The sequence below is a fragment of the Sphingomonas sp. BK481 genome, from assembly GCF_014194875.1.
In the GTDB taxonomy this organism is placed as follows: Bacteria; Pseudomonadota; Alphaproteobacteria; order Sphingomonadales; family Sphingomonadaceae; genus Sphingomonas; species Sphingomonas aerolata.
In genome coordinates this window covers 217883-238049 of sequence record NZ_JACIAP010000005.1, presented here as the reverse complement: position 1 = coordinate 238049, position 20167 = coordinate 217883, and the positions used below count along the sequence as shown (strand labels likewise).

15 protein-coding genes are annotated in these 20167 nt (G+C 67.9%); 3 read left to right on the top strand and 12 right to left on the bottom strand.

The genetic code is table 11. From position 1 onward, the window contains the following. Positions 1–7 precede the first annotated feature (7 nt). The 3 genes from FHY04_RS12160 to FHY04_RS12150 are packed head-to-tail and all read left to right on the top strand — an operon-like array spanning position 8 to position 4726. Complete coding sequence (locus FHY04_RS12160; protein ID WP_183936592.1) at positions 8–1765, top strand: type I secretion system permease/ATPase; 1758 nt, start codon at positions 8–10, stop codon at positions 1763–1765. Then, positions 1762–3135, top strand: a complete 1374-nt coding sequence (locus tag FHY04_RS12155) for an HlyD family type I secretion periplasmic adaptor subunit (RefSeq protein WP_037531502.1) — start codon at positions 1762–1764, stop codon at positions 3133–3135. Before FHY04_RS12160 ends, FHY04_RS12155 begins: the two co-directional genes overlap by 4 nt. After that, positions 3125–4726 (top strand): TolC family outer membrane protein, encoded by a 1602-nt coding sequence (locus FHY04_RS12150; RefSeq protein WP_183936591.1) that lies wholly within the window; start codon positions 3125–3127, stop codon positions 4724–4726. The genes FHY04_RS12155 and FHY04_RS12150 overlap by 11 nt, the downstream gene beginning before the upstream one ends. Positions 4727–4750: 24 nt before the next feature. Here the strand turns inward: FHY04_RS12150 and pelF are convergent, their stop codons facing one another. From pelF to FHY04_RS12090, 12 genes are all read right to left on the bottom strand, one after another. Further along, positions 4751–6262, bottom strand: coding sequence for a GT4 family glycosyltransferase PelF (pelF, locus tag FHY04_RS12145; protein ID WP_183936590.1), 1512 nt, complete (start codon positions 6260–6262; stop codon positions 4751–4753). Next, on the bottom strand, positions 6259–7173 hold the full coding sequence (locus FHY04_RS12140; RefSeq protein ID WP_183936589.1) for a hypothetical protein: 915 nt from the start codon (positions 7171–7173) through the stop codon (positions 6259–6261). The genes pelF and FHY04_RS12140 overlap by 4 nt, the downstream gene beginning before the upstream one ends. Then, a complete protein-coding gene (locus tag FHY04_RS12135) occupies positions 7170–8138 on the bottom strand; it encodes a hypothetical protein (protein ID WP_183936588.1) in 969 nt (322 codons plus the stop codon). Before FHY04_RS12135 ends, FHY04_RS12140 begins: the two co-directional genes overlap by 4 nt. Next, entirely contained in the window at positions 8135–9607 is a 1473-nt protein-coding gene (locus FHY04_RS12130; RefSeq protein ID WP_183936587.1) for a hypothetical protein, read from the bottom strand. Before FHY04_RS12130 ends, FHY04_RS12135 begins: the two co-directional genes overlap by 4 nt. Beyond that, positions 9604–11325 (bottom strand): tetratricopeptide repeat protein, encoded by a 1722-nt coding sequence (locus tag FHY04_RS12125; protein WP_183936586.1) that lies wholly within the window; start codon positions 11323–11325, stop codon positions 9604–9606. Before FHY04_RS12125 ends, FHY04_RS12130 begins: the two co-directional genes overlap by 4 nt. Then, a complete protein-coding gene (locus FHY04_RS12120) occupies positions 11322–12218 on the bottom strand; it encodes an endo alpha-1,4 polygalactosaminidase (RefSeq protein WP_311724673.1) in 897 nt (298 codons plus the stop codon). The genes FHY04_RS12125 and FHY04_RS12120 overlap by 4 nt, the downstream gene beginning before the upstream one ends. Beyond that, positions 12215–13612 (bottom strand): exopolysaccharide Pel transporter PelG, encoded by a 1398-nt coding sequence (pelG, locus tag FHY04_RS12115; protein ID WP_183936585.1) that lies wholly within the window; start codon positions 13610–13612, stop codon positions 12215–12217. The genes FHY04_RS12120 and pelG overlap by 4 nt, the downstream gene beginning before the upstream one ends. Positions 13613–13636: 24 nt before the next feature. After that, on the bottom strand, positions 13637–17014 hold the full coding sequence (locus tag FHY04_RS22920; RefSeq protein ID WP_311724670.1) for a M10 family metallopeptidase C-terminal domain-containing protein: 3378 nt from the start codon (positions 17012–17014) through the stop codon (positions 13637–13639). Between the two features lie 278 nt (positions 17015–17292). Continuing rightward, positions 17293–17919 (bottom strand): energy transducer TonB, encoded by a 627-nt coding sequence (locus tag FHY04_RS12105; protein WP_183936583.1) that lies wholly within the window; start codon positions 17917–17919, stop codon positions 17293–17295. Between the two features lie 342 nt (positions 17920–18261). Continuing rightward, positions 18262–18681: a hypothetical protein gene (locus tag FHY04_RS12100; protein WP_183936582.1), complete on the bottom strand. Its 420-nt coding sequence runs from the start codon at positions 18679–18681 to the stop codon at positions 18262–18264. 222 nt (positions 18682–18903) lie between these two features. After that, positions 18904–19773, bottom strand: coding sequence for a PHB depolymerase family esterase (locus tag FHY04_RS12095; RefSeq protein ID WP_183936581.1), 870 nt, complete (start codon positions 19771–19773; stop codon positions 18904–18906). A 112-nt stretch (positions 19774–19885) separates the two neighbouring features. Next, a complete protein-coding gene (locus FHY04_RS12090; protein WP_107933927.1) occupies positions 19886–20167 on the bottom strand; it encodes a hypothetical protein in 282 nt (93 codons plus the stop codon).

The following is a 20167-nucleotide window of genomic DNA, read 5'->3' as shown; positions in this document are numbered from 1 at the left end:
CGACGCGATGCCGACGTCCTCCCCAGCGCCCCTGACGGCACCATCCGACCATGGGCATAATGCACTGGCGCGTGCCGTCCGGGGGTGTCGACGGCATCTGGTCTTCGCGGGTCTGTTCTCCGGATTGGTGAACACCCTGTACCTCGTGCCGTCGATCTTCATGCTGCAGGTGTATGATCGCGTCGTGCCCACGCGGGGCGGGACGACGTTGCTGCTGCTGACGCTGATACTGGTGCTCGCGCTGGTCGTGTTCGCGATCCTCGACGCGGTGCGCATGCGGTTGCTGTTGCGCGCCAGCATGCGGCTGGAGCGCCGGGCGGCGCCTGGCATCCTGCTCCGGATCCTCGGCACCGATGGCGCGACGACCGGCCAGCGCAGCCAGGCGATGCGCGATTTCGACACGGTGCGCGGGACGCTGACCGGGCCGACGATCATCGCGCTGTTCGATGCGCCATGGGCGCCGATCTATATCGGCATCGCATTCCTGCTTCACGTCTGGATCGGCGTGCTGGCGCTCGTGAGCGCGCTGCTGCTCGGGGGGATCGCGATCCTCAGCGACCGCGTGACCGCGCATGCCGCGCGCGACACGCAGGCCCGCGCGGTTCTTGCGACGCGTGAACAGGATGTGTCGATCCACGGATCGGAGGTCGCGCGGGTGATGGGGATGCGCAATGCGCTGATCACCCGGCATCTGCTGGAGCGCGCCGAACTCGTCCGCCGTCAGGCCGCGCTCGCCGGTACGTCGGGGCAGTTTCTCGCGATCACCAAGTTCCTCCGCCTCCTGCTCCAGTCCCTCGCGCTCGCGCTCGGCGCGCTGCTGGCGATCCGGCAGGATATTTCGGGCGGTGCGATCTTCGCAGCGTCGTTGCTGCTGGGGCGGGCGCTTCAGCCGGTCGAGCAGATCCTCGGGGCGATGAAGCCGCTCGCCGCGGCGTGCAACGCCTATCGCGATCTCGATGCCTTCTGCCGGATGCCGGGGCCCGCGATCGACGCGACGACGCTGCCCGTGCCGACCGGCCGGATCGACGTCCGCGGTATCACGGTGCGCGCGGAAGGCAGCGATCGCGCGTTGTTGTCGGACATTAGTTTCGCAGTCGCGCCCGGCGAGATCGTCGCGCTGGTCGGCCCGAGCGGCGCAGGCAAGTCGACACTGCTGCGCGTGTTGTCGGGTGCGCTGTCGCCGGACGCTGGCGAGGTGCGGATCGACGGTGCGAGGCTCGCGGACTGGAACCGCGAACAGCTTGGCCGGCACGTCGGCTACATGCCGCAATCCCCGTCGCTGTTCCCGACCACGGTGCACACCAACATCTCGCGGTTCCAGTCGGTGCTGGCGGGCGAGAGCGAGCAGCTCGACGCCGCAGTGGTCGAGGCGGCACAGGCGGCGGGTGCGCATGAGGTGATCCTGGGCCTGCCCAATGGCTATGCAACGATGCTGAGCATGGCGGACGGGTCGGGGCTGTCGGCGGGGCAGAACCAGTCGGTCGCGCTGGCGCGCGCGCTGTTCGGTGCGCCAACGATCCTGTTCCTCGACGAGCCCAACGCGCATCTCGACAGCGATGGGGAAGCGCGGCTGGTGACGACGCTTTCGGCACTTCGCGCGCGTGGCGCAACGGTGATCGTGTCGACCCATCGGACCGGGCTTCTGCAGGCGGTCGACAAGATCATGGTGCTGCGCAACGGCACGATCCAGCTGTTCGACGACCGCGCCAAGGTGTTGCGCCCGGCCAGCGCGGGGCCCGTCGCCGCGACCGGAGGCGCCCGATGATCCCCGCTGAACTGGCCAGCCCGGTCCCCGCCGCCGGTGGCGCAAGCCTCGCGGATCGCCTCCGCCTCGACGACTCCCCGCGGCATGCGATCCTGATCGGCGGGCTGGTCGCGATCCTGTTCTTCGTCGTGGGGCTGGGCTGGGCGGCGTTCGCGCGGCTCGATGCCGCGGCGGCAGGCGAGGGGCAGGTGGTCGTCGCGGGCAATCGCCAGACCGTCCAGCACCGCGAGGGCGGGATCGTCGCGGCGATGGCGGTGCGCGACGGCCAGCACGTCCGTGCAGGCGACGTCCTGTTCCGGCTCGAAGGCGCCGAAGTCACTGCGAGCGAGCGTGCGCTGGCCGCCAGCGTCATCGACCTTCAGGCGCAACGGGCCCGGCTCGAAGCGGACGTTCGCGGCGGCGAAGTCGTCTGGCCCGCGGATTTCGCGTCCGCACAGGGCGACGACCTTCGTCTCGTCGAGCGGGCGAAGTCGCTCCAGCTTGCGCAGCGGGCGGCACGCTCGGCCGCGCTTGCCGCCAATGGCGCGGTTCTTCGCCAGCAGGAGGCGACCGTCGCGCAGCAGACGACCGGCTTTAACGCGCAGGCTCAGGCGACCGCCCGCCAGCGCGCCTCGCTCCGGCAACAGCTCGACAGCACGCGGGCGCTTGCCGACCAGGGCTATGTGTCGCGCAACACGGTCCGTGCGATCGAACGCTCGATCCAGCAGCTCGAAGGGACCGACGCCGACTATGTCTCACGCTCGGCGGCCGCGCGCGAACAAATCGGCCAGACCCGCGCGGAAGGCGTTCAGACCCGCCGCAAATATGTCGAGGAGAGTGCGACTTTGCTGCGCGACACGCAGTTCCAGCTGAACGAGGTCTTGCCCAAGCTGGCTGCGGCGCGCGAACAGCTGGCGCGCACGATCATCCGCGCGCCGGTGGCGGGCCGCGTGGTGGGGCTGCGCGTATTCTCCGTGGGGGGCGTGATTCAGCCGGGGCAGGCGATCCTCGACATCGTTCCCGACGCTGCCCCTTTGGTGGTCCGTGCGAACTTCTCGCCGGGCGATATCGACGGGGTGTTTGCCGGGCGGGAGGCGGAGGTGAAGTTCCTGTCGCTGCACGAACGCGACCTGCCGATTTTGCTCGGCACGGTTCGTACGGTTTCTGCGGATTCGCTTCGCGACGAGCAGACCGGTCGCAGCTATTTCAGCGCGGAGGTCACCGTGCCGCGTGCTCAGATCGCCAAGATCGAGGCGGTGCGCGGTCGCGACACGGGGATCCGCGCGGGCGTACCGGTCACCGTCCTCGTCAAGCTGCGGTCGCGTACCGCACTCGACTATCTGCTCGATCCGTTGACCGAGGCCTTTTCACGGTCGCTTCATGAACGGTGAGAGGATCTGCCTCGCCGTCGCCATGCTGCTGGTACCGGCCATGCCGGTAGCCGCGCAGACGGCACAGGAGGCAGCACCCGCAGCGCCCGAAACGCTGGGGCAGGCAATCGCCGACGCCTATCGCAGCAACCCCTCGCTGGAGGGACAGCGCGCCCAGCTTCGCGCGCTCGACGAGCAGATCGTCCAGGCGGGGGCCGCGTACCGGCTGACCGCGGGCATCAACATGACGCTGCAATATCAGTCGCAGGACCAGCGCGGGCTGCTCGGCGATTTCGATACGGCGCGGGGGCGGACCCTGGGGGCGTCGCTGACCGCATCGCAGATCCTGCTGGACGGCGGGCGGACCGCCGCGCAGGTGTCCGCGGCGGAGGCGACCGTGCTTGCCGGGCGTGAGCGCCTGCGCGAGGCGGAGAACACGATCCTGCTCGAAGTCGTCGACGCGTTCGTGTCGGTGCGGCGCGACCAGGCGCTGGTGGCGATCCAGCAGCGTTCGCTCGACTCCTATGGGCGGCAGGTGACCCAGGCGATCGCGCGCGAACGTGGTGGCGACCTGACCCGCACCGACATCGCGCAGGCCGAGGCGCAGCGCGAGATCATTCGCGCGCAGCTGGCGCAGGCGACGGTCAATCTCCAGGCAAGCCGCGGCCGGTTCGCGGCGGTCGTCGGGCGTAATCCAGGGACGTTGCTCGTGCCGCCGACGCTGCCCGGCCTGCCACGCTCGCTCGATGCCGCGTTTGCCGTGGTGGAGAAGGAGAGCCCGAGCCTGTGGCAGGCGATCCTCGCCACCAAGGCGGGCGACGCGCGGATCGCGGCGCAGCGCGCCGAACGCGCGCCGATCGTCGCGCTGTCGGGCAGCTATGGCTATGGAAGCCCCTATTCCTACCGCCTGCGCGATGCGGGTGCGCAGGCGACCGGCGGGGTCACGGTGACGATGCCGTTGTTGACTGGCGGCGTGATCGGCTCGCGCGTCCGGGCCGCGGTCGCCGAACGCCAGCAGCTCGGGTTCGAGGTCGAGACGGCGCGGCGCGCCGCACTCGCCAATGCCCAGAACGCCTGGAACCAGGCGGTGGCGGGTGGCGAACAGATGGCGGCGGGGCAGCGCGCGACCGAGGCGGCGGAGTCGGCGCTCACCGGGGTTCAGCGCGGGTTCGCGGAGGGATTTCGCTCGAATTTCGAGGTGCTGGACTCGGAGCAGCGCCTGCTGACCGCGCAACTCGTGTTCGTCAACGCGACCTATGGAGCCTATGCCGCCGAGGCGCGGCTGTTGGCGACGCTGGGGCGATTGCAGGCGGCGGCGATCGATCAGGCGGTGCCGACCTATGATCCGGCGCAGAACACGCGGGTGGTGCGGGCCAAGACATTCGGACCGTTCGATCCGGTGCTCGCGCCGATCGACCGTGCGCAGAAGCCCGCTGGCACCGCCCCGGCGGCACCCGTAATCGCGCCCGCCACCGACGCGCGGATCAGGCCGGCCGCCGTCCAGAATTTGCCAGGGCCGATCGGCAATGTGCTGCCGATCGCGCCGTTTCCGGTGCTTGCGGGCCCGGTCGCGGCCGATCTGAGCGATGCGGTAGTCACCGGCGGGAGATGATCCGATCCGGCGTTCGCGCGTAGGCTACCGCTGGATCAGGGTTTCGTAGAGTTCCGCATAGGCCCCGATGATCGTGTCGTGATCATAATCGCGGCGCACGCGTTCGCGCATGGTTTCGCCCATTGCCGATCGCATCGCCGGATCGCCCGCGATCGCGAGGATCCCCGCCGCGGTCGCTGCCGGATTGACCAGCGGGGTGACGATGCCGCCATGGCCGCAGTCCGCCCCGCCGCGTCCCTCAATCATCTCGCGGCAGCTGCCGACATCGGGCGCGACCACGGGAATCCCGCAGGCGCCGCCTTCGAGGATCACCAGCGGCTGCGCTTCGGACAGGCTGGTGAGCACGAGCAGGTCGATCTTTGCCATCCAGTCCTCGATCCGCACGCGCCCCGCGAAGTGGAAGACCGGGGACAGGCCCAGATCCTCGACCAGCCGCGAGCATTCCGCGGCATATTCCGGGTCCTCATCCTCGGGGCCGAGCACGACGAAGCGGATGTCGGGGCGTTCGGCATGCGCGATCGCGGCGGCGCGAATGAACGTCTTCACGTCCTTGATCGGGACCACGCGGCCGAGCAATGCGACCAGCGGGTGCGCCGGATCGCGCTGGTCGGAGAGTGCGGCGAACCGCTTCGAATCGATCCCGTTGGGAATGACGCGGACCCGGTCGGCGGCGGCACCCAGCCGGCGCTGGACCGCCGTATTCTCGCCGTAGAGCGCAACGATCGGGTCGCAGCTGTCATAGCAGGCGGTCGCATAGCTGGTGAAGGCACGGACCCAGAGGTCGCGCAGATCGCGCACGCTGCGTTCGAGCTCGAGCCCGGTGTCGACCTGGTCGCCGATCCAGTCCGCCATCATCACCTCGATCTGGCGTTCGAGCAGGTAGATGCCGTGTTCGGTGATGAACGCCGGGCGCCCCGTCTCGCGCGCGGCGCGGGCGGCGAGCAGGCCTGCGAAGCCGGTCGAGATCGTGTGATACGCTTTCGCGCGCGGCAGGGGCGCCGTCAGCACCGCGAGCAACCCGCCGAGCAGCACGCGCATCGCCCAGAAATAATGGTGGAACGAAGCCTTGGGCAGCATCGCCTGATAATGGCGCCTGAGCCGTGCGAACACCGCGGGGTGCGACAGGATGTCACCGGGGGCAAGCGGTCGCGCGATCCCGCCGATCACGTCGATCAGCGTCGCGAGCCGGTCCGCGCCACCGGTTGCAACGAACGCGACCAGCGCGTCGGCGATCGGCACCGCGATCCGATCCGGGATCGCGCGCGGCATCGCCGGCGCGGGCGCCAGACCGATTTCGACGACCGCGACGACGTTGGGCGGCGGGGCGAGCTGGAACGCGAGCAGCCCTGCACCCGGCTTGATCGCGGCGATCACGAACCGGACGTCGGGCAGGTGCGTGATCAGATCCTGCAGCCAGCCGGATACGCCGCCGATCACATAGGGATAGGCGCCCTCGACGATCAGGCACATGTCGGCGTCCGGAACGTCGAGCGGCGCGTGCCGGGACGTCTCGGTCAGGGCGGACAGCGGGATCATGCCACCGCGCCCGTCAGCCACCACTTCGCCAGCGTCGATGCGCCGCGGTCGTTCGCGCCGGTCGGACCATCGGCCCGGTCCGTCGACGCCTGGATCGCGGTCGCCATCCAGTCGATCGCGTCATAATCGCCCGTAGCCCAGAACGCCTCGATCATCAACGCATCGCGCGTGTCCGCATGCCGTTCGTCCGCCCCGTCAGATACTGCAGCGGCCATCGTCGCAACCGCGTCCTCGCGCAGGTGGAGGCGCTGCGAGTCGGATAGCAGCACGTCCGAACGCGCGTGATCCCCGAGCAGCCGCGCCAGATTGGTCGCGGCGTCCGGATCGCCGCCATCGGCAACGCGGGCCGACAGTCTTGCACGGGTGAGCACCAGATTTTCCGCGACGCGCGCCGACGCGGCCGCCGCAAGCGCGCGGATGGTCTGGTCGCTGTCGGTCAGCGCCAGCGCGATGAGCGGCGACAGCGCGGGCTCGAACGAGCGCACGACGGTCTCCAGTGCCCGGCGCCGCTCGGCGACCGCGCCGTGACGCATGATCGTGACCAGCGAGCTCAGCGTATCGGGGGTGGCGTGATGAACCCGCCCGTCGAGCATGCGTGCCACCGCAAGGCGTGCGCCGCGCTGTGCGGAACGCCCGGTAACAGGGCCGAACATCTCGTCGTCGCTCCGGTGTGCGGCAGGTCTGACCAAGCGAGCAAGGGGCAGGGCAACAAGCAGGCCAAGCGGGCCCATCACACCCAGCATCGCCGCCGCAAAGCCGGCCGCCGCACCGCTGCGGAACCACAAAGTGAGTCCAATTCCGCTAGCCACGGCATGGGCCGCGAGCGCCCAGCCGGGCGCGAGTCCGGAAAGCCAGCATGCCGTCAGGACGACCATCTCCAGCAGCGCGAGCGCAGTGAGGCGGCGGATCACGCGACCAGCCCGGCGGCCCTGACCGGCCGCTGGGTCGCGTGCAGCGTATCAGCGAGCAGCGGCGTCAGCCAGGCGGCGATCTCGGTCAGTTCGGCGGTACGGCTCGCGTTTAGCGTCTCGAACGGCAGCGCGTGGAGGATCAGGCACCCGACAAGTTCGCCGGTCTTCGGATCGGGCAGGGCGATCGCGGCGACGCCGATACCATCGAGCACGATCCTATCGCTGCGCCTCGCGACGTGCAGCATCCCCTGCGACCGTGCCATCCGCTCCATCAACGTCGCTGGCAGGGTGTCGCGCCGTCCCGCGGTAACCGGTCCGCGGATCCATGCGCGCGCCTCGTCACCGGTCATGCGGTAACAGGTAAAGTCGGGGGTCCGCGCGGCAAGTGCGATCAATTCGCCGATCGCGCCACGTCGTTCAGCCAGGTCCTGCGAACAGAGTCGCGCGGCCGTCTCGATCGCATGGCCGACGGTATGCGCCTCGGTCGCGATCTGCACCTGCAGCAGCCGGTTTGTCCGCGACAGCGCCGCAAACGCCTCGGTCAGCCGTGCCAGGTTCCGCGCCGCGACCCCGCCGCGCTTTTCCAGCCGATCGTGCCGCGCGGTCCGCATGATCGTCACTTCGCCGATGACGCCAGCAGCGACGAACCACATCAATGGCTGAAGCGAGAGATGGAACAGATGGTCGAGATAGTCGCGCGCGCGCGTGTCGTCGTGGACATGCGCGAGCCATAGCCCCGACGCGATGGCGGCGGCAACGACGCCGGGGCCGGTGCCATAGGCGAGCGCCATCACCAGCACCGGCAGCCAATAGGGGTTGGGCTGAACGCGCGTGAAGCCGGTTTCGCCCGTTAGCCACCAGTCGAGCGCCGCCAGCGCGGCGAAGGTGAGCGCGATCTCCAAGGCAATCCGCAAGGGGCGTCGCCACCGGGCCTGCCATTTTGGCGCAGCGTCGTCGTGCGTCACTGCGTATCCCCGAGGCTGCGTGTCAGCAGCGCGCGCGCATAAAGCTGGCGGCCGGCAAAGCCCTGCCGCGCGATCGACGTGATGCCGCCGCTGCCCTCGACCCGCCACGCGACCGCGATCGGGGCGGCGAGGCCGAGGCTGGCGGTGGGGCCATCGCCGCCGAACCGATCGACGGTCCAGCCTGCGAGCGCGGTCATCTGCACCGCGCCGACCGCGCCACTGGCGAGGCCCTGGAGGGTGTGGTTCTCGCGGGTGGCCAGCGGGATGACGGCAAGGCGGTCTGCGCCAAGCTGCATACGCTGAACATATTCCGCGTCGAAGCGGTAGGTCAGCCCGAGCGCCGGGAACTGACGGCGAATGAGATAATCCACCCCGGCGCTTGCGACGATGGTGTCGCTTGCACCACTACCGTTTGCGAGGCCGTACCGGTAGGCGCCGATATCTCCTTGCGCGACCACGCCTGGCGTCAGGCGGTAGGTGACGCCGATCAGCGCGCGCGAGAGATACCCTCCCGCCAGCACCTGCGCCGGGGTCGAATAGTCGGGCATGTGGCGGGTCACGGTCGCGCGGAATTGCGCGTCGGCGGCCCCTGCCGTGATCCTGGCACCGCCACCCGTCACCGCGTCGTCAAGCGCGGCGGAGGCGAAGAGCTGGATGCGGACCGCGCCGTCGAATGCTGCGGCCAGCGACGCGTCGACGACGGTGTCGCCGGATCGCTCGGTCGGCGCGGCGGTGGCGACACTGCTGACGAGATGGCGAACGCCGCCGCCAACGTCGAGGGTGTCACCGACAGCTGCATCGATCCGCGCGGCGAATTCGGTCTGTGCGAGGTCGCTGCCGTCACGCGCGGTGATACCGATGCTGGCGGTGCCGGCTGCGGCGGCGATCGTACGCCGTGCGGCCAGGTCGTCCGCCTTGAGCGCGCGGTACTCGCGGGCGGCGCCGCGGACGTCGCCCTGCGCGAGACGCGTGTCGGCGAGCAGACGGGCGGCGCGTCGGTCGGCAGGATAGCGCTGTGCCAGCTTCGTAGCAGCGCGCAGGGCCGATCCCGGATAGCCGGCGGCCACGTCCGCCTCGATTGCAGCCAGTGCGGCGTCGGACGCGCTGTCGTCGGCGGTTTCGAGCAGCGCGGCGTCCGCGGGTGGAGAGAAGGCGAGCGCGACGACCGGGCCCGTCTGCCGCCAGCGCATCGTCCAGCCCGCCGCGGGACGGAGGACCAGGCTGTCGTCGTTCCAGCGCAGATCACCGATTGCCTCGCCCGCCGCCTCGCGGAACGCGGCGAGCCGCGCCGGCGCGATCGGTCGATCGAACCGCGCGACCAGTTCGCCGTCACGATCCTCGATCCGGACGACGGCGTCGTCGGGCCAGGCGAGCCGGGACTCGGACGTGACGATCCGGCCATCCGCAAAGACGGTCCGGGGTATGGTCAGCACCGGCGCATCCGCGAGGCAGAAAAACAGGATGATCACTGCGCCAGCACCGTCCGCGCCCGGCCCGGCTGGCCCTGCGTGATCAGCAGCCGGGCGTGCAGCGCGGCGAGCGATCGGTCCTGCGGCGTTTCGGATCGCAGCGTCTCGACCAATCTTACCGCCTCGTCCCGTCGACCGAGCTTCTCGAGCAGTTCCGCGCGCGCCCTGCTGTCGGCGGGAGTCTGGGCGAGCGCGCGTTCGAGCCAGGGGCGTGCCCCCCGCACGCCATTGATCCGCGCCTGCACGTCGGCCATCAAGCGCAGCGCGGGCAGATCGGTCGGGGTGGTCGCAAGATGCGCGTCGAGCCATTGTCCCGCAGCCTTCGCATCGCCGGCGTTCCACGCCACCCAGGCGAGATCGAGCTGATCACGCGGCGCAGCGATCCCGGCAGCGACGCGGCGTTTCGTGATCGCCGCCGCCTGTGCCAGATCGATCCGCACGGGCGCCGCAGCTGACACGGCACGGACCTGATCGGGGGACAGCGTGCGGCCGTCGAGCAAGGCCGCCAGCACCGTCCGACCAGCGGCGTCATTGCCCGCCGCGCGCGCCAGAGACAGCCGCATCAGCATCACGTCGGTCTCGTCCGCGAGCGGATGCCGGGTGACGAACGCCAGCGCCGCGCCCGGTTGATCGCGTTCGGCATAGCAGGCCAGCCAGGTGCGCTGCCGGATCGCACTGCCTTGCAGGCTCTGCTGTTTCAGCCAAGCGAGATCGTCGGATCCGGGGCGCGGACCCATCAGGTAGAGCAGGCGCTGCGCTGCCGGCGCAGTCGGTGCGAGCCCGGCCGCCGCACGCCGCAGCACCGCCGTCGCATCCCCGCGATACCCGGCCGCGATCAGGCGCTCCGCAATCGGCTCGAGCGGCGCGCCGGATGCGGTCGCATGTGCGAGCAACTCGGTCCGCAGACCGGCACGGTCGCCGGCCTCGGTCAGGATCACCTCGCGTGCCGCCTGTCTCTGCTCGACGGGGAGAAAGCCGGCTGCCCGCAATCCTGCGGCGGTGTCCTTGGAACGCGCCGCCACCCGGATGGCGAGCCAGGGATCCGCGGCGCGCCAGTTCGCGGTCGTCGTGGTGTCAAGCAACGCGATCAGATCGCGCCGCCCGGCCTTGTCGGCCCGCCGCGCAAGATCGAGCGCCAGCGCGGTATCGGGCGGCGGGATAACGTGGTTCGCCGCCGCCACGATCACCAAGTCGGGCCGATCGATCGCATAGGCTGCCGCGACGATGTCCGCAGCAGGCAGGGGGCCGCGCTTTTCCGCTGCCCGCGCGACGAGCGCGGCGGCGTTCGCATCGCGTCCGGTCCGATGAAGCAGGTCGATGCGGAGGCGCCACGTCGCGGCGGTCGCACCATCGGGCCGGGCCGCAAGATAGTCGAGCGCAACCGCCGGTCGCTTCGCAGCGACCAGATCATAGGCGACCTGAAGCGTCGACACCGGCTGGCCCTCGGCGATCAGCCGCGTCGTGAGCGTCGCGAGCGTCGCTGCGTCCGCAGTCGCGATCTGCGCCGTGATCGACGGATGCGCAGGCGGCAGCACCGGCGATGCTGGCGCCGGCATCGAACTGCGCGTGGCCAAAAAAGGCACCGGCTGCGCCCGACGAACGGCGGGGAGGATCTCGCGCTCCTTCGGCAACAGCATCAGCCCGCCCGCGAGCAGACCGATCCCGGTCAGCGCGGGCAGCAGGAGCGCAAGCCGTGCGCGGTGGCGGTCGATCCTCACCCGGCCGGCTCCGGCATGAGGCGGTCGAGCGCCAGGGTCGCGACATAGGGGCTGAACCCCGCCGCCCGCTCGCGCGCATACAGTGCCGCGACCTGTTTCGTATCCGCCGGATCCCAGTAATCCAGCGTCATCAGCGACAGCGCCGGATTCCACGCCTGTGCGGTGCGCAGGCGACCCGCTTGCCATTCCCAATCCGAATCGCTCAGCAACTCATAGTGTTTGGCCGTGAAATTCCACCGCGATGCCATCGCCTCGCCGAGCAGATAGTCGATCTTCGGTGCAACGTCGGGCAGCAGCGCATAGCCGCGGTTGAGCATGATGCGGATCTTGGGGAAGCGGGCGCACACGGCGGCGATCAGCGATACGCCTGCTGCTACCATGCCCTTGTTGGCCACCGGATCCTGCTGTTCCATCGCCTCGGCATTATCCATCGTATCGATGAAGATTCCGTCATAGCCGAGCGCGAGGATCGCGGGGACGAGCTGGTCGAGCACCGCCGCCCGCCACGCCGGATGACGCAGGTCGGCGAGCCGCGCGTCGGGCCAGTTGGGGTTGGCGGCCTTGAGCGCGCCGGCCTTTTCCAGCCCGGCGAAATAGGGTCGGTTGCGCTCGACTTCCCCGAAGCTGACATAGCCGAGCAGCGTGCTGCCCGGGCCACGAAGCGGCGCGATCGGACGCGCGTGATGCGGCTCGAGGACCAGCAGCGCGCAGCCGCGTGCCAGCACGGGGTCGGTCGCAGCCCCGTAATCGACGCCCCAGCGCGACGCGGCGTTCGCGGATGGTCCGGGCGCGGCATCCGACTGGAGCCGGCCGCCCAAGGTCCAACCAGCGGCGCCGAGTGCGAGCATCCGCTGGACGATCCTCCGCCGGGCGATATCCGTAAATCCGGTCACAACAGACGTCCTCCATGCCCCACGACGGAGGGATTGTTGCCGACAAACAGCAGATAGGTGAGGTTGACCGTCGCTTCGGCGACCATCGCGAGGCCGACCGACGCCCCGACGACGGCGCCGGCCATATAGCCCCAGCCGAACGCGGCGAACCCCGTGTCCCATTGGAGAAGCGTCGCCACGCCGCTGCCGATGGCGAAGGCGGTCCAGGTCACGAGGATCCGCCCGAACAGGTCATAATAGGCGAGCACGACCGTGGCTGCGATCACCACGAGGTGGAAGACGGTGCCGAGCGCGGTCTGGCGAAACGCGAAGACCGCGCGTGCGTCCGCGCCGATCAGCTCGAACAGCGGCACCGCGAACACCCAGGCGAGCGCCGCGACGAGGGCCTGCACCAGCAGCATGATCCGAAGTCCGTCGAACATCGTCCGCGCGAGGTCACTGCGCGCCTCCTCGATACGCTGCAGCGTCGAGGTGCCGGTACACCGGACGATCATGTCGCCGAATGCGCGATCGAACCGCGTCTCGGCGACGATCAGCAACAGCGTCAGGCCCGGCACCATCGTCAGCAGCCCCAGAAAGCTGCCCTGATCGTTGATCGGGTTCAGCCGAATCAGCCCGATCGCGCGAATGCTCTGCGGCCCTGTCCACAGGAGCCATTTGTCGATCCAGATCGCCGCGACCCCGGCAATGCCCGCCGCGGCAACGATAAGTGCGAGACGTGGCGCCATCGCGTCCCGCGTCGGCAGGACGGGCGACGCGGAGAAATGTCGGCGGATCACCGCCATGATCGCGGCGAGCGTCAGGCCGACGCCCCCGGCAATGACGGCAAGCACGGCAGAGACGTCGGGGCTTGGCAGGAGCGCCAACAGCAACGTCGCGACGCCGATGCCGAGCAGATAGGCGAGCGGAATCGCTCGGTACCGGCGCAGCGCGGTAAGCAAGGGCGCGACGATCCAGACCTGCGTCAGCCAGGCGAGGATCAGCGTCGCAAGCGCGGCCTCGCCGAGCGGAAGCCCGGCAAGGGTTCCGAACACGATCGCCCCGATCGCCAGCGCGATCCCGCCGCCGGCCGCCAGCGCGACCAGCATGATGCCCGACACGCCGCCTGCGTCCCGCGCGAAGATCCGATCCGCGGCCATCCGCGTCGCGAGAATGCCGACCGGCGCCGCGGCGAGTGCGGACAGGCTGAACGCATAGACAAGGATCGTCTGGACGGTCCGCGCGCCGCGTGCGCCGAGATGCGTGCCCAACCAGTGGGTGAGCAACGCCATCGCGACCGCGGTGATCAACCACGGTCCCGCGCTGATCACCGCACCGAATGCAGCGGCGCCGACGATCCCGCCGACACCGCCCTCGCGCGCGGTTTTCGCTAATTGAAAGCCTATGCCCGCCATAACTTCGCCGGCCTATGGCGCAGCTTACATGAAGAAATCGTTCGCGGTCAGCACGTGTTGACCGGCCAACGCGATCGAGAAATCGGCGCCCGCACCGCTGTCGATATTGCCCTCGACGACGGTGAATTCCTTCCCGCCGATCATCTGGTAGCTGTAGCGCAGCTGCCCCGGCGCGGTGAAACGCGCGCTCGTGCCGATGAAGCTGAACGCCTGATCGCCGCGTGCAAACAGCGACGTGTTGGCGTCGATCATCGACAGGTCGATCTTGTCCTGCCCGACGGTAAAGTCGGTGATCACGTCGCGCGACGCCGATGCCAGGCTGTCACCCCTGGCCTCGAACCGGAAGATGTCCGCGCCGGCACCGCCGGTCATCATGTCCAAGTCGTCGCCACCGATCAGGATGTCGTTGCCGTCGCCGCCGCTCAGGATATCCCTGCCATTGCCGCCGATCAGCGTGTCATTGCCCGCGCCGCCGTTGAGCATGTCGTTGCCGAGCCCGCCAATGAGCCGGTCGTTGCCGCCGAGCCCGTTGAGCACGTCATTGCCCCAGCTGCCGTCGAGCACATCCTGCTCACCGATGCCGTTGATCGTCTCGGAGAAGATCGTCCCGGTCTTCGTGATGCCGACCACGTCCGTCACGCCGATCGTCAGCGTCTGCGTGTCGATCGCGCCGCGTGCGTCGGTCGCGACCACCGTCACGCCGTAGATATTGTCGCGATTGGCATCGGTCGGTGCCTCGAAATCGGGCGCGTTGACGAACTTGAGCACACCCGTCGTCGCGTCGATCGAGAAATTCGCGCCGTCGCCGCCCGCACCGATCGAATATTTGATCGAATCGCCCCAGACGCTGTTGGCGTCGGTCGCGGTGATCGTCGTCAGTGCCGTGCCGTTCTCGGCGATCGACAGCGATCCCGTCGTGCCGCCCGCGAACGACGTCAACACCGGATCGACATTGGCTTGGTGACCGATTTTGACGTCGTGAACGCCGATCGCGCCGAGGTCGATGGTCAGGATCTCGCCGATCTGGCTGGCGATCGTCCCGCCGCTCACCGTCGTCCAGTCGGTCCCGGGCGCCTTGAGGTCGACCGTGACCTTGCCCTCGCCCTCGACCGTGAACGCGAGGTCGCGGCCGTCGCCGCTCAGCGTCGTCAGCGTCGCGCGCATCGGCAGCGCGGTGATGTGGGTCACGTCGTCCGCCACCGCGCCCATCGTGATCGCATAGGTCCCGCCCGCCTTGGGCAGGAACACGGTGTCCGCGTCATAGGCGTACCAGTTGGCGACACCCTTTATCACCTGGCCGCTGCTCTGGCCGTCGACGTCGAGCGAGAAGCTGCCCGTCGTCGCGCCGACCATCGCGGTGATCGTGTTGCCGACGACGGTCGAGGTGATCGTCGCATTCTGGAACGCGCTGACCCGGCCTGCCAGATCGGCAAGCGTCACGAACTCCACCCCCGCCGCGGCGGCCTGCGCGATGAAGCTGGTAAACATCTGCTTGGTGTACGGGCTGGTCGCGCCATCGCTCGCCCACATGGTCGGGCCGTAATCATGCCACGGCCACACCACGACCGGCGCATCGCCACCGGCGGTCAGCGCGGCGAACTCCTTGGCCCAGATGGCGCTGGCTTCGGCGACGGTCTTCTTCTGGAATTCGATCAGCGAAAAGTCGAACGACGTGTTCGGCGCGATATACACCTTGTCGTCCGCGGCGTTCTGCGGCGTCATATACCCGACCGCGTTGGGATAGCCCGCACCGACGCCCGAATAACCGCCGCTGAGATAGGTCACGTATTTCAGGATTTCCTGGCTCGTCGCGATCTGCTCAGGCGCGCCCGGTACCGCGGCACCGCCGACCGTCACGGTCTTGGCAAGATACGCGCTCAGCTGCTTTTCCAGCTCGGCACGCGACTGGCCGAACTCGAACGCAATCTGCGCGTCGGTCAGCAGATTGGTGTTCTCGGGATGCGTGTAGCTGTGCGAGCCGACCTCGTTGCCGGCATCGAGCAACGCCTTGTAGACGGGCAGCGAGACCGCCCAGTCGGTTGTCTGACCGTTCGCGGCATCGTTGCCGACATTGACGTAATAGCTGCCGACGAAATTATAGTCGGTCTTCCATTCGGTGAGGATCGGCAGCAGCTTGTCGTAGATACCAGGCGCGGTCCCCGCCGGATTGACCTCTTCGCGCTCCTGGCTCTGGTCCATGTCGACGCGCGACGCGAACAGGCCGCTCTGCCGCGTCATCTGCAATCCGACCGACAGGCCGTTGCCATGGACCGAATAATCGATCGCCTTCTGGAGCAGATTGTCGTCGGCCATCACCGCTTCGCTTGAGAACAGCACGTTGCGCCCGCCGGTCTGCGTCGCGATCGCCGCCGCATAGGTCTGGCCGTTGACCGTCTCGGTCGCGATCGTCGTGCCGGTTCCGCTGACGCTGGTGAACGCGTTCCAGCCGATGCCGGTATATTGGCGGATGACCTGCCCGTCGGCATAGCCGTCGAGCACCAGCTGTGATGCATCGCTCGCCTTCACGGTCACGTCGGCCGGAAAGCCGCCGGTCACGCGCGTCGCGTCGAACAGCAACTTCATCCGCGAATAGGAGTCGCCGGCCAGCGCGGCATTGTCCGCGCCGTTGGTCATGAACTCGCCCGCCGCGACCAGACCGATGCCGAATTGCGTGGTCGCCTGTTCCAGCGTCTGCGCAATCTGGTCGGCTTTGCCCGCCTCGACGTTGCGGAACGACGGGAAGACGATCGTGTCGTATCTCGCGAGCGTCGCCAGGTTGGTGAGATCGCCTTCGGTCAGGATGTCGAACGGTACGCCCGCCTGCATCGCCTGGCTCTGCGCCGCCATGAACAGCTGCGAATACGCGGTCTTGCTGAAATAGGCGTTGGCGGTCGTATCGGACCAGACGATCGCGATGCGGTGCGTGGGATCGGCGACGACGCCGGTGTCGTTGAACACGGTGAACGCGGGGTTCGAATAGCTGCCGGGCAGGAAGGCCGTGTCGTTGACGTCGTAGATCGTGTCGATCGCGTTCGGATTGCCGATCGCCGCCTTGGGGACCTTGAATTCGACGGTGGTGCGATCCGCCGACCACGCCGCCTGCAGGCCGCTGGCGATCAGCGTCTGTCCCGCCGCCCCGCTGTACAGCGAGACCGTGCCGTCGGCGGCGAAATTGACGTAGAATTCGGCACCGCCTGCGAACCCGAACACCTGATAGCCGGTGGCCGCGTTGCGATCGGTGTTGAGCCACGCGGTGGTGTTTGCGCCGATCGCGGTCGGCGCGGTCATCGCGAAGGCAAAATCCGCGCCGTCGCTGCGGGCATAGATCGCGTAGCCCGCGCCAAGGCCACGGTCGATCCGGTCGCCGGCGGTCCAGTCGTTCAGAGCGCCATCAACGATCACTGGTGTTGCGTTCGCCATTCTTCGTCCCCGCCGCGGTCACGAGCTTCATGCGTGGGCTAGGCCGCTCGTCATCAAGCTCGAGCGTCACCTAACGAAGACCGTCGGTCTTTCGAACAACTTAGATGGATGGTTAACGCAGAACGTGTATCACCATGGTACGCGATTACTGGCGGTATACCCGAGCGACGGGGCGGCGGCGTCACTTGGGTGAACCCGGATGAATGGCAAAGCGGCGCCAACGGTTACGAACATTGATCAGAAGCGCCTATCGGGTCAGGCTAACCCGGTTTAGCCAAGGTGAATTCAATCCGCTGCATGCGAATGACTAGCCGCGCCTTGTCGGCCTTGTCCTTGGCCGGTGCGTATCGATAATGCTTTATCATCGAAGAACAAGCGCCGGTATCGAATGGCGCAGAGCCGCTCGACGTTATAACCGAACAGCGTCGGATCGCGCCGTCTTCCCCGACCAGATAGCCCAGGGTGACAGCAACGGACTTCTGCCCCGCCGGCAGCTTCGCGACTTCCAGCACGATGTCTGCCGGCACCTTGGGTGTAGGGGTAGAAGCATCGAAGAAGAGCTCCATGTGCCACCGAACCCGCATTCGGTAGACACCGTACATGGGCGACCCGGTCTCGTCCGTAGCCGGCGCATATTTACCCCGCAGCACCCCGGCGGCACACGCCTTCAGGTCCAGATCCTTGGATCCGCTGGTCGAGACAACGCCGCACGTCTGAGGTTTTCCAGTCGGATCGATCAGGATCTCGACCACCGTGTAGCCGCTCTTGCCCGTACCGACTGCGCGCGAGACGTAATCGTCGGACGTGAGCATCTCACTCGCGTTGCGGACGATCACGGGCGTCAGCGTGCCCTGTCCCCCCAGCACGAGCATCACCAGCCAGAACATTCGCCTCTCCCCGTTGCGGATAGTGCTTCGTGGTAGCTGGAACCCTGGGCGGTTGACGCTTGCCTCGCTGGTCGGTTCGCACACCGCACCCGATGCCCGCAGATGAAATTCCTCCCGGCAGCGCACCCAACGGCAATCCGGGCTCCGGCAGCTAAAGCATGATCATCTGACCCTGCCGCGAGCCCGCGGCTCCGCCGGCCGAACCGATCGCATCCAAAGGGGTGCCCGTCAGGCGCGGGCGGCATGGTGCGGCGTCCCGTAACGGCGGAAGACATGGCTCTGTGCGACCCGACCCCTGCGGCTACAGACGTCCCGCTATTGGCGTTTAGGCCCAACGGCACGTCATGGGGCCGGATGACCGTGCGCCATCATGACGTCGAGCTTGCTCTTGGGCATATTGATCAAGAGCCCGTTCTTGTTTTTTGCAAAGGACGGAAAGTCCACCTCGACGCTCCCGATCGCACTCGACACGACCGCAAAGCCTTTACCGACGGTCTCGATCTTGCCGACGACGAGTCCCTTTGCGTCATGGACGTCCAGCCCCTGAATGATGTCTTTCGGCCCCGCCGGGACCGGCCGCATCGTCAATCGATTGGCGTCGGTAACGCTGACTGCGAAATCCCGGAAATTTTGCTGACGGTTGAATTCCCCCGTACCGCTGTCGTTCGCCCCGAATCCCTGCGCCGAAGGGAATTGTTGTCCCTGGGCTCCGGTTGCCGATGCGAGAACAGATGCGATCATGCCAAGCAAAAGCCCCCGCATTTCATCCCCCCATCATATTATGCAACCAGCGTATCCTGCTTTCATATCGCGGGCAATACATCGAGTCGGTCTGATAAAATAAGCAGTAGGTAATTTAATACAAAACAACTGGCAGATTAAACTGGCAATCAACCATCGGAATAGGGTTGGGATGGCGAAGTATTTGAACTGGTAACTGAACCGGGAATTGCCGAGACGACCTGGCAGCTGCCGACCTTTGGCTTAGCGCCGGTGGCGGGAGAAGAACGCCCACATTGCCTCATTGTCGACGACCGACCAGCTATGCTGCCCGCCGCGCGTCACACGCGCCGCGACGTTCGTGCCGTGCTGACAGCGGGCATAGCCCTGTTCGTAAACCGTCGCGCCGAGGTTGCGGGCATAGGGATCCGAGCAGCCGTTCAGCACGGCCCAGCGTTGCAGCGCGGTGGTTTGTGAATATTGCCAATAGGGCGCGCCGCCGCCGGTGATGGGGTTTGTGGTGTCGGCATCGCCGGCGAAGGCGAGGAGGGGCAGCGGCGCTGTCGAGCGACACGTCGCGGGATCGGCGCGTGACACATCGGATGCGAGGGGGCGTCCGGCACGCAGTCCGACCACCGGCGCGATCGCGGCGAAACGGCGTGCGGCGACGCAGCCCAGCCAGGACGTCATCCGTCCACCACCCGACAAGCCGGTCGCGTACACACGCGCGCCGTCGACGCAACCGGTTGCGACAAGCCGGTCGATCAGCCCCGTCAGATACCGGACATCGTCGCGTGCACCGCGTGCCGGCATGCTGCCCGTGACGGTCGGCACGCCGGGGATGTTCCAGACAAAGCCGCGATCCGCGACGATTCCGCCATCGGGCGCCGCGACGACGAAGCCGTGGCGATCCGCCGTCTCGGCGAGGTGGCTGTCGCGCAGCATCTCCGCCCCCGTGCCGGTGCTGCCGTGGAGCAGGACCACAAGCGGCACGGGCCCGGTCACGCCCGCGGCAGGAAGGTGAAGCATCGCGCGTTCAGGCAGGGCCTCGATGCTGCCAGGACGGCACTCGGCGAGCGCGACACCCGCAACGAAGCAGAGAGCAAAGGTAATAAGCAGACGAAATACCACCATGTGTCCGATCCTCGACGTCAGCCATCCGCGCTGAAAAGTCCCTGTAATAGCAAGGAACGCGTGTCCAGACGCGCGTCACGTCCTGCGTCGTCGGTGGATCGAGACCCCAGCGCTAGGATTGCGGCAAGTTGGCGAGGCGGCGTTCCACGCCGTTCCAGAACCGCTCGAGCCGATCGAGCGCGTGTCGCTTGATACGGTTGACCTCGTCGTCGGTCATGACCTGTACCCCGGTTGCCTGAAGGCTGCCGAAATCCTTCAACATGCGATGCGCCGTAGCCTGACAGGCCCTGACCGGATCAGTGTCGCTGGCGAGCAGCAAGGCATACAGGTTTTCCAGCACGAAGCCCTGTGCAGCCAGTGCGCCGGCCACGGCTTCGGCAAATTCGTCGTCCAC

What these genes read in the sequence shown, in the direction of transcription:
- FHY04_RS12105 (WP_183936583.1), bottom strand. Translation starts at nt 17,919, where the DNA reads ATGTTCTGGCTGGTGATGCTCGTGCTGGGGGGACAGGGCACGCTGACG.
- FHY04_RS12150 (WP_183936591.1), top strand. Translation starts at nt 3,125, where the DNA reads ATGAACGGTGAGAGGATCTGCCTCGCCGTCGCCATGCTGCTGGTACCG.
- FHY04_RS12155 (WP_037531502.1), top strand. Translation starts at nt 1,762, where the DNA reads ATGATCCCCGCTGAACTGGCCAGCCCGGTCCCCGCCGCCGGTGGCGCA.
- pelG (WP_183936585.1), bottom strand. Translation starts at nt 13,612, where the DNA reads ATGGCGGGCATAGGCTTTCAATTAGCGAAAACCGCGCGCGAGGGCGGT.
- FHY04_RS12100 (WP_183936582.1), bottom strand. Translation starts at nt 18,681, where the DNA reads ATGCGGGGGCTTTTGCTTGGCATGATCGCATCTGTTCTCGCATCGGCA.
- FHY04_RS12095 (WP_183936581.1), bottom strand. Translation starts at nt 19,773, where the DNA reads ATGGTGGTATTTCGTCTGCTTATTACCTTTGCTCTCTGCTTCGTTGCG.
- FHY04_RS12160 (WP_183936592.1), top strand. Translation starts at nt 8, where the DNA reads ATGCCGACGTCCTCCCCAGCGCCCCTGACGGCACCATCCGACCATGGG.
- pelF (WP_183936590.1), bottom strand. Translation starts at nt 6,262, where the DNA reads ATGATCCCGCTGTCCGCCCTGACCGAGACGTCCCGGCACGCGCCGCTC.